At 63.9% G+C, this 8,302-nt stretch carries 8 protein-coding genes; all 8 read right to left on the minus strand.

The window, feature by feature from the left end:
- A partial coding sequence (locus tag A2J01_RS32640) for an esterase/lipase family protein (RefSeq protein ID WP_064114358.1) occupies positions 1 to 960 on the minus strand: 960 nt, incomplete at its 3' end.
- Between the two features lie 94 nt (positions 961 to 1,054).
- Positions 1,055 to 1,723, minus strand: a complete 669-nt coding sequence (locus tag A2J01_RS32645; RefSeq protein WP_370852745.1) for a PadR family transcriptional regulator — start codon at positions 1,721 to 1,723, stop codon at positions 1,055 to 1,057.
- A 172-nt stretch (positions 1,724 to 1,895) separates the two neighbouring features.
- Positions 1,896 to 3,914 carry a primosomal protein N' gene (locus A2J01_RS32655; protein ID WP_082900998.1) on the minus strand — a complete coding sequence of 673 codons (2,019 nt, stop codon included), beginning with the start codon at positions 3,912 to 3,914 and terminating at the stop codon, positions 1,896 to 1,898.
- A 25-nt stretch (positions 3,915 to 3,939) separates the two neighbouring features.
- Complete coding sequence (gene metK, locus A2J01_RS32660) at positions 3,940 to 5,154, minus strand: methionine adenosyltransferase (RefSeq protein WP_064114356.1); 1,215 nt, start codon at positions 5,152 to 5,154, stop codon at positions 3,940 to 3,942.
- Positions 5,155 to 5,342: 188 nt separating this feature from the next.
- The gene (gene coaBC / locus A2J01_RS32665; RefSeq protein ID WP_003944888.1) at positions 5,343 to 6,641 is read right to left on the minus strand and encodes a bifunctional phosphopantothenoylcysteine decarboxylase/phosphopantothenate--cysteine ligase CoaBC; all 1,299 of its coding nucleotides are present in this window, start codon (positions 6,639 to 6,641) and stop codon (positions 5,343 to 5,345) included.
- A complete protein-coding gene (gene rpoZ, locus A2J01_RS32670) occupies positions 6,638 to 6,937 on the minus strand; it encodes a DNA-directed RNA polymerase subunit omega (RefSeq protein WP_003944996.1) in 300 nt (99 codons plus the stop codon). Before rpoZ ends, coaBC begins: the two co-directional genes overlap by 4 nt.
- 98 nt (positions 6,938 to 7,035) lie before the next feature.
- Positions 7,036 to 7,635, minus strand: a complete 600-nt coding sequence (gene gmk, locus A2J01_RS32675) for a guanylate kinase (RefSeq protein ID WP_064114357.1) — start codon at positions 7,633 to 7,635, stop codon at positions 7,036 to 7,038.
- A gap of 36 nt (positions 7,636 to 7,671) precedes the next feature.
- A complete protein-coding gene (gene mihF / locus A2J01_RS32680) occupies positions 7,672 to 7,992 on the minus strand; it encodes an integration host factor, actinobacterial type (RefSeq protein ID WP_003944825.1) in 321 nt (106 codons plus the stop codon).
- Between the last annotated feature and the right edge of the window lie 310 nt (positions 7,993 to 8,302).

Below are 8,302 nucleotides of genomic sequence, written 5' to 3' on the forward strand. Positions count from 1 at the left end.
CGAAGCGTGCCGCTCGGCATCGGGGTCGAGGACCGTCCGGATGACGTCGATCACGTAGGGGTCGTACGGCATGCGGAAGTGGCCGGTCAGGTTCGACGGGCACAGATCCTGGAGGACGATGTTTTCTGCACCGGCACCGCGGAGCGCGATGTTCGAGGACGGCTGGATCATCTCGTCGACAGTGGACCCGATGGTCGTGTAGCGCACTCCGGGTACGGTGTCGCCGCCGTCGTTGAGGGCGTTCAACATATCCGACCCCTGCATCTGCTCACGGACAGCTCGCGAAAAGACGTCTTCGACAAAGTCCTCTCCGCCGGGGATCGCGCGGACGATCGGAACCAACCCGAACATCACCCCGCCGTAGGTCGGCGAAGCCAAACCGACCCAATGATCGACGTAGGCGTCGCCGCCCATCTTGTTGACGTAGTACCGCGTCACCGTCGCGCCTTGCGAATAGCCGATGACGTCGACCTTGTCCGCGCCGGTCGCGGTCAGCACCTGATCGACGAAAGAACCGAACGCGGTGGCACTACCGACTATGTCGCCGACGCCGTAGGTCTCGTGTGCGACGTCCCCGTCTTCTTCTTTGATCGCACCGCCGTAATTGAGGGCGAAGACGCAGTAGCCGTCAGCTGCCAGTGCCGGCGACAGGGCCGCCCAATCCGCGTACGCCTCGGTGTCGGTTCCGTGGGCGAGTACAACCGGTCGGGGATGCGTGGCGGAAGGCTCACAGCCGAAATCGTTCGATCCGGCAGGTGCGGATGCTGGATGAGCATGCGCATATGCCGTAGCAACGGAACGGGTCGCCTGACCCGGACCGACGTCGAGAGGAACGTCCATCGCGTCGGCACTCGCAGACGGAAGCGTCGGTGCGGCACCCGATATAGCCGGCGGTGCTCCGATCAGCAGCGCCACTGCTACCGAAAATGTCAGTCCCACAGACCGTTTGACGCCAGACATTGTTCCTGCTCCTGCTCTGATCCTACGAGGGAGCTGACCGTAACACCAGAAACTTCGAGGCGCATACCCTACCGAACAGTAGGTATCCGACGTCTCAATTGCCGCCTTCATCGGCGTCATCACCGGCAAGCACTCGGTAGAGCGATTTGCGCGCCTCGACAAGCACGTCGGCTGCGGCCTTGACCTGCGCTGGTGTGCCTACAGCAGCCACTTGACCGGCCGCGCCCATCAGCTGGCCGATCAGTTCTCGAAGGTCCTGCTCCGGCTCCCCTACGCTGAGACGAACGTCATCCCACGGCGCCCCGAGATCGGCGCGATGTTCCTCGACGTACGCGACGCCTTCTTCTGTCAGCTTGGCGGTCTTGCGGCCGGCAACCTTTTCGATGATCACCAGTCCTTCGTCCTCGAGTTGGGACAGCGCGGGATAAATGGAGCCCGGACTCGGCTTCCAGACGCCGCCGCTGCGCTCGACGATCTGCTGAATCAATTCGTAGCCGTGCATCGGCTCTTCCGCGATCAACAGCAGAATCGCAGCGCGCACATCTCCTCGACGACCTCGTCCGCCACGTCCTCGCCCGCGACCGAACTGAGCGCCCGGACCGAAGCCGGGGCCGGGTCCGCCGTCTGGACCGAAACGCCCCCGCCGATGGCCTCTGCGTGGCATGTCACCGAAGCCCGGCCGCTCGTGCGGTCGACCGCGTCGTCCACCGTCTCGATCGCCGGGACCATCGCCCGACGCGCCGTCGTCCGTCGGCACCCACATCACAAATGGTGGCCGTTGCTCACGGCCGAAACCGCCGAAGAAACCGCGCCGGCCGAACATCCCCTCGTTCGGGAAACTTGCATCCATCGTCGAACCTCCATCACTATCGTTGATAGTTCGACGATATATCGTCATATCGGGTAGCGCAAGGATTCCTCCGACAACTCGAAACTCAGCCGATGCGGCGTGGGTCGATCTGAATGCGGACCGGACCCGAAGACTTCCGCGCACTGCGCGCGGCCCTCGCATGTGCCAGAGCGTCCGCAAGGCCGCGACCGTCCTTGCGTGGAACGCGGACCAGCATTCGCTCCGGCGCGACACCGCTCTCGTCCTCACCGGAATACGGAAGCCTCTCCCCCGCAGGCAATTCCACTGGTCCGAGCAGTACAGCACTTGCCGGCAGATCAGCTGAATCCACCAACTCCGCAATTGCCGCGGATCCACCGTCGATCGCAGCCATGTGAACGGCCGGAGGAAAGCCGACCTCGTCCCGTTCCTCGAATTGAGACTGTGCGTGCCCCACTGGATCCCATCGGACCAACGCCTGCACCGTCGGGATACCCGAGTCTGCGACAACCACAACTTCACCGCCTTCGGACAGCGGAATCACCATGGCAGCAGCCGACATCCAGCGTCTGAGTGTTTCCTCGGCGGCGCGAAGATCGGGCCGGCCGAGCAGTGCCCAGCCGTCGAGCAAGAGCGCGGCGCCGTAGCCGCCGGTCATCACCGGCTCCGCACCCACTGTCGAGACCACCAACGCGGGCCCGTGTGGCAGTTCCTTGACCACATCACTGCCCCCGGACAGAACAACTTTCACACCGGGAAACGCCCGCCCGAGTTCTTCGGCGGTCCGGCCGGCACCGACCACCACCGCGCGCAACGCTTTCGCCCCGCACGCGTGACATCGGTAGGCGGCATCGGCAACCCCGCACCAGCGGCACGCCGGTGTCCCGGCGCCGTCGGGACCTGCCGCAGCGGGAAGAGCCAGTGGGCCGTTGCACCGACGGCACCGTGCCGGGGCACGGCACTTTCCGCAGGCCAGGGTCGGTACGTACCCCCGCCGAGGCACCTGTACCAGGACTCCGTTGCCCTCACCCAGAGCGCGCCGGGCGGCCGCGAATGCAATAGCGGGCAAACGAGCCGCTCTGGCTCCCGGATCGCGGGCCAAGGCTTGATCGCTGTCGGCAAGCGCGGTGATCTTGGGTGCGTGGGCACGAACGACGTCCCGCGTAGCGACCAGATCGTGCGCCCATCCCGAGTCGACGAGTACCTGCGCTTCTGCCGTACGGGAGAACCCACCGATCACGACGGCGCACCCGGCGACGTAGCCACGCAGGACGGCAACTTCGCGGGCATGTGGATAGGGCGACCGCGGCTCGGACAAGTTGTCGTCGCCGTCGTCCCAGACGACGACAAGACCGGTCTCGGGCGTCGGCGCAAAAACAGCACTCCGCGTGCCGACGACGATCCGGGCGGTCCCGCGCAGTGCAGCGAGCCACCTCCGATATCGCATGGCCGGCCCCAGGCCCGCGGACAGACCTACCACCGCATCCGCTCCGGAGAGTTCGGTACAAGCGGCGACGACGCGGTCCAGGTCGCGTTGATCGGGCACAACCAGGATCGCGGATTTACCACTTGCCGCTACGGCCCCGGCCAGTTCGGCCAGGCGCAGTGGCCAGTTTTCACCAGGCAACGCCTGCCAGACCGCACGCGGGCTTTTCGACTCGCGAATGGCGGACAGGAAGGCGTCACCGAATCTGTAGAGATGCCAACCATTTTCGATCGCTTCAGGAGCGGACGGTGACTCGGCGGGCTCCCACGGTTCCGCCTCGACCTTCGCGTGGCGCGGCGGTACCGCCAAACGGAGAACATCGGCGCGGGTTCCGGCATAACGCTCCGCCACACGATCGACGACTTGCGCGATTTCGGCCGTCAAGACCCGCTCGGACGAGATGACGCGTTCGAGCCAGCCGAACTTCCCCTGATGGTCACTGGTCGCCTCGCGCGAGACGATGAAACCGTCCACCAGACGACCAGCGAAGCGGATGCGCACCCGGACTCCGGGCTGCGCATCCGCTTCGAGTTCACGAGGAACGAGGTAGTCGAATTCACGGTCGAGGTGAGCGAGCGGGAGCATCGGCAGCACCCGGGCGACCGGATCGACTTCTGCCGCTACTCTTTCCGCGCCCACCCGCGCCCCGTCTGTACGTCAGTGATCAGAGACCAGCTGCGCTACGCAGCTTGTCGGCGCGATCGGTGCTCTCCCACGGGAGGTCGATATCGGTGCGACCGAAGTGACCGTATGCCGCCGTCTGCGCGTAGATCGGGCGCAGCAGGTCGAGGTCGCGGATGATCGCTCCCGGACGCAGGTCGAAGCTCTCGGTGCTCGCCTTCTGGATCCGTGCCGGATCGGTCTTCTCGGTGCCGAAGGTTTCAACGAAGAGTCCGACCGGAGCTGCCTTGCCGATGGCGTAGGCGACCTGAACCTCGATGCGGTCGGCCAGACCTGCGGCAACAGCGTTCTTGGCCACCCAGCGCATGGCGTAGGCAGCGCTGCGGTCGACCTTTGACGGGTCCTTGCCGGAGAACGCGCCGCCACCGTGGCGAGCCATTCCGCCGTAGGTGTCGACGATGATCTTGCGGCCAGTCAAACCGGCGTCACCCATCGGGCCACCGAGGACGAACTTGCCTGTCGGGTTCACCAACAGACGAACATCGGAGGTGTCGAGATCGGTGAGGTTGACGTCGGTCAGCACCGAGTGAAGCACCTTCTCGCGAAGATCGGGCGTCAACAGGTTGTCGAGGTCGATGTCAGCGGCATGCTGGGTGGAGATGACCACGGTGTCGAGACGGACAGCCTTGTCACCGTCGTACTCGATGGTGACCTGGGTCTTGCCGTCCGGGCGCAGGTACGGCAGCACGCCGGACTTACGGACCTCGGTCAACCGGCGAGAGAGACGATGAGCCAGCGCGATGGGCAGCGGCATCAGTTCCGGCGTGTCGGTGGTGGCGTAGCCGAACATCAGGCCCTGGTCGCCCGCACCCTGACGGTCGATCTCGTCGTCGCTGATTCCGTCGACGCGAGCCTCGTGCGAGTGATCGACACCCTGCGCGATCTCGGGCGACTGGGCGCCGATCGCGACGTTGACGCCGCACGAATTTCCGTCGAAGCCCTTTGCGGAGCTGTCGTAGCCGATTTCGAGGACCGTGTCGCGCACGATCTTCGGAATGTCCGCGTACGCAGTGGTCGTGACCTCACCGGCTACGTGAACCTGGCCGGTGGTGACCAGTGTCTCGACGGCCACGCGGGCGCGCGGGTCCTGGGTGAGCAGCGCGTCGAGGATCGAGTCGCTGATCGCGTCACAGATCTTGTCCGGGTGCCCCTCGGTGACGGACTCGCTGGTGAATAGCCGACTGCCGGACTTGCTCACAGATCTCCCTCTCGACGACTGAGTTCTTGACTACAGCTTATTGAAGTATCCGAATCACCGTTCGGTGACCGTTTTGTCATGCTTTGTTAGCTGGGGGCTGAGCCGACGATAACGGTTGGACCGCCTGCGCAACACCCTTGTACTCACCCGATTATCGTGGGGTAACTCTCACCACCGGGCGCGTGTCGCTACTCGGGAAAGAGCTTGACCAGGGCGTCGAGTACTCGACTGGCCATCAAAGCCTTGGATCCGTGTTCGAGAGCGGACTCCGAGCCGTCGGAACCGAGCAGCCAACCGTCGTTGTGATCGACCTCGAACGCCTTGCCCTCGCCGACCGCATTGACCACGAGGAGATCGCAACCTTTGCGGGCAAGCTTGGAGCGGGCATAGGTGAGAACGTCACCATGGGCGTCACCGGTCTCAGCGGCGAATCCGACGATCACCGTTCGAGCATCCAAGTCGCCGTCACGACGCGCTTCGACGAGACCGGCGAGGATGTCGGCATTTCTGGTGAGGCTGATCGAGTCGGGTTCGTTTGCGCCCTTCTTGATCTTGCTGCCTTCGACGGTGGTGGGGCGGAAGTCCGCGACAGCCGCAGCCATGACGACTCCGTCGTGTCCCGGTGCGTGCTTTTCCACTGCCAACCGGAGATCTTCGGCCGTCTTGATGTGCACGACGTCGACAGCGGCGGGGTCGGCGAGATCAGCCGTGTACCCGGCGATCAGTGTCACGTGCGCGCCGCGTTGCGCGGCAAGACGGGCGAGCGCGTAGCCCTGCTTGCCCGAGCTGCGATTACCGAGAAAGCGCACGGGATCGAGCGGCTCGCGAGTACCGCCGGCGGTGACCAGAATGCGGCGACCCTCCAGGTCGCGCGGCAACGCGTCCGAGCGCTCGAGGAGCAACGATGCCAACCCGACGATCTCGTCGGGTTCGGGAAGTCGACCGGCTCCGGTGTCTTTCCCGGTCAAACGCCCGGAGGCAGGTTCGATCACGTGGACGCCGCGCGAACGCAGTGTCGCCACGTTCGAGACCGTTGCGGGGTGCTCCCACATCTCGGTGTGCATTGCTGGGGCGAAGACGACCGGACAGCGCGCGGTCAACAAAGTGGCCGTCAACAGGTCGTCTGCGCGACCCATGACCGCTCGCGCCATCAGATCAGCGGTTGCCGGCGCGATGACGACCAGATCGGCTTCCTGTCCGAGACGGACATGCGGAACCTGCGGGACGTCGTTGAAGACGCCGGTGTGAACCGGGTTGCCGGAGAGTGCTTCGAACGTCGCGCGCCCGACGAACTCCAGAGCGGATTCGGTCGGAATCACGCGGACGTGATGACCGCTCTCGGTGAAGCTGCGGATGATCGAGCACGCCTTGTACGCGGCGATACCCCCACCGACACCGACGACAATGCGCTTACGTATCGATGTGGGCGCGTCGGACACTCCCCCGACACCCGAACGAGGTTCGGGTGCGGCAGATGTGGTGCTCACTCGCCTTCGGTGTGCTCGAGGAGATCAGCGTGGATTTCACGCAACGCGATGGACAGCGGCTTTTCCTGCAGACCGGGCTCGACCAGAGGTCCGACGTATTCGAGGATGCCGTCACCGAGCTGGTTGTAGTAGTCGTTGATCTGGCGCGCGCGCTTGGCCGAGTAGATGACCAGGGCGTACTTGGAAGAGGTGCGTTCGAGCAACTCGTCGATCGGCGGGTTGGTGATGCCGAGCGGGGTGTCGTAGGCAGGCAGAGCGCCCTGACCTGCTGCGGACGCGGCTGAAGTGCTGCTCACTCTTGTGTCTCCTGAATTAGATCTTCATTGAAGAACTAGTTTTATCGATCCGGATATCTGAGAAACGGGGTGGAAATCGGTTCCCGAAGGGTGCGGAATCAGTTCCCAACCAACAAGGATACCAACTCATCGCAAGCACGGCTTACATCCTCGTTCACGATGACCGTGTCGAACTCGTCCTGTGCGGCCAATTCCACTCGGGCCGTCTCGAGTCGGCGCGCCACGACGTCTTCCGTTTCGGTTCCACGTCCGGTCAGCCGTTGCACCAGAACGTCCCAGCTCGGTGGAGCCATGAACACCAACAGAGCCTCGGGCATCGCCTTGCGGACAGCTCGTGCTCCGGCGAGATCGACCTCGACGAGAACGGGCTTTCCAGCTTCGAGCGCTTCTTCGACCGGAGCTGCGGGGGTGCCGGAGCGCTGCAGGCCGCCGTGGATTTCCGCCCATTCGAGAAGTTCACCGGAGTCGATCATCCGTTGAAATTCTTCACGGGAGGTGAATCGGTAGTCCTTGCCGTCCACTTCACCTGGACGGGGATCGCGAGCGGTGGCCGAAACGCTGAAAACGAGTTCAGGCAACCGAGTTCTCAGCTCGCGAACGACGCTGGACTTACCGACAGCCGAAGGGCCGGCCAGTACAACCAGCCGACCCCTCCGCACTGCGGTCTTGCTCTCTGACACTGTTGCGTCAGCAATCATCAGACACTGCCGCGTCAGCAATCATCACTTGTCGGCTCAGGCCTCGAAGTCGAACTTGGTGAGCAGAGCCTTGCGCTGCCGATCACCGAGGCCACGAAGGCGACGGGTCGGTGCAATCTCCAGCTCGGTCATGATCTCCTGAGCCTTGACCTTGCCCACCTTGGGCAGCGCCTCGAGCAGTGCCGAAACCTTCATCTTGCCCAAGATTTCGTTGTCTTCGGCGTCCTTGAGGACCTGCTTGAGGTCGGTGCCGCCACGCTTCAGGCGCTCCTTGAGCTCAGCCCTGGCCTTGCGGGCAGCAGCTGCCTTCTCCAAAGCAGCAGCGCGCTGCTCATCAGTCAACTGGGGAAGGGCCACGGTTCCTCCGTCTCGTCGTGTGCAAATTTTGTCTATTCCGCTGATAACCAGCAGCGATAGCGACCGTACTCACGCCTGGCGCGAATTGCTAACCCACCCCCCGCGGTCCGATGCAGATCGCGGTGGGTTATGCGCGTCGAATCGATGTCACGGATCGTCACCGTTTTCGGCTGGATCGAGACGAATTCGACGCCACACGAACGTGCGTACAGTACCGAAATAGACTGTAACACAATGTATTTCGACCCATAGCGTGCGACACCCCCGTGCGAGTGTGCGAAATCGTTACCTGCGGGAATGAACGTGGTCG

Origin of the sequence: Rhodococcus sp. EPR-134 (assembly GCF_001647205.1) — a bacterium.
GTDB classification, from domain to species: Bacteria; Actinomycetota; Actinomycetes; order Mycobacteriales; family Mycobacteriaceae; genus Rhodococcus_F; species Rhodococcus_F qingshengii.

What these genes read in the sequence shown, in the direction of transcription:
- A2J01_RS32645 (WP_370852745.1), bottom strand. Translation starts at nt 1,723, where the DNA reads ATGTGGGTGCCGACGGACGACGGCGCGTCGGGCGATGGTCCCGGCGAT.
- gmk (WP_064114357.1), bottom strand. Translation starts at nt 7,635, where the DNA reads ATGATTGCTGACGCAACAGTGTCAGAGAGCAAGACCGCAGTGCGGAGG.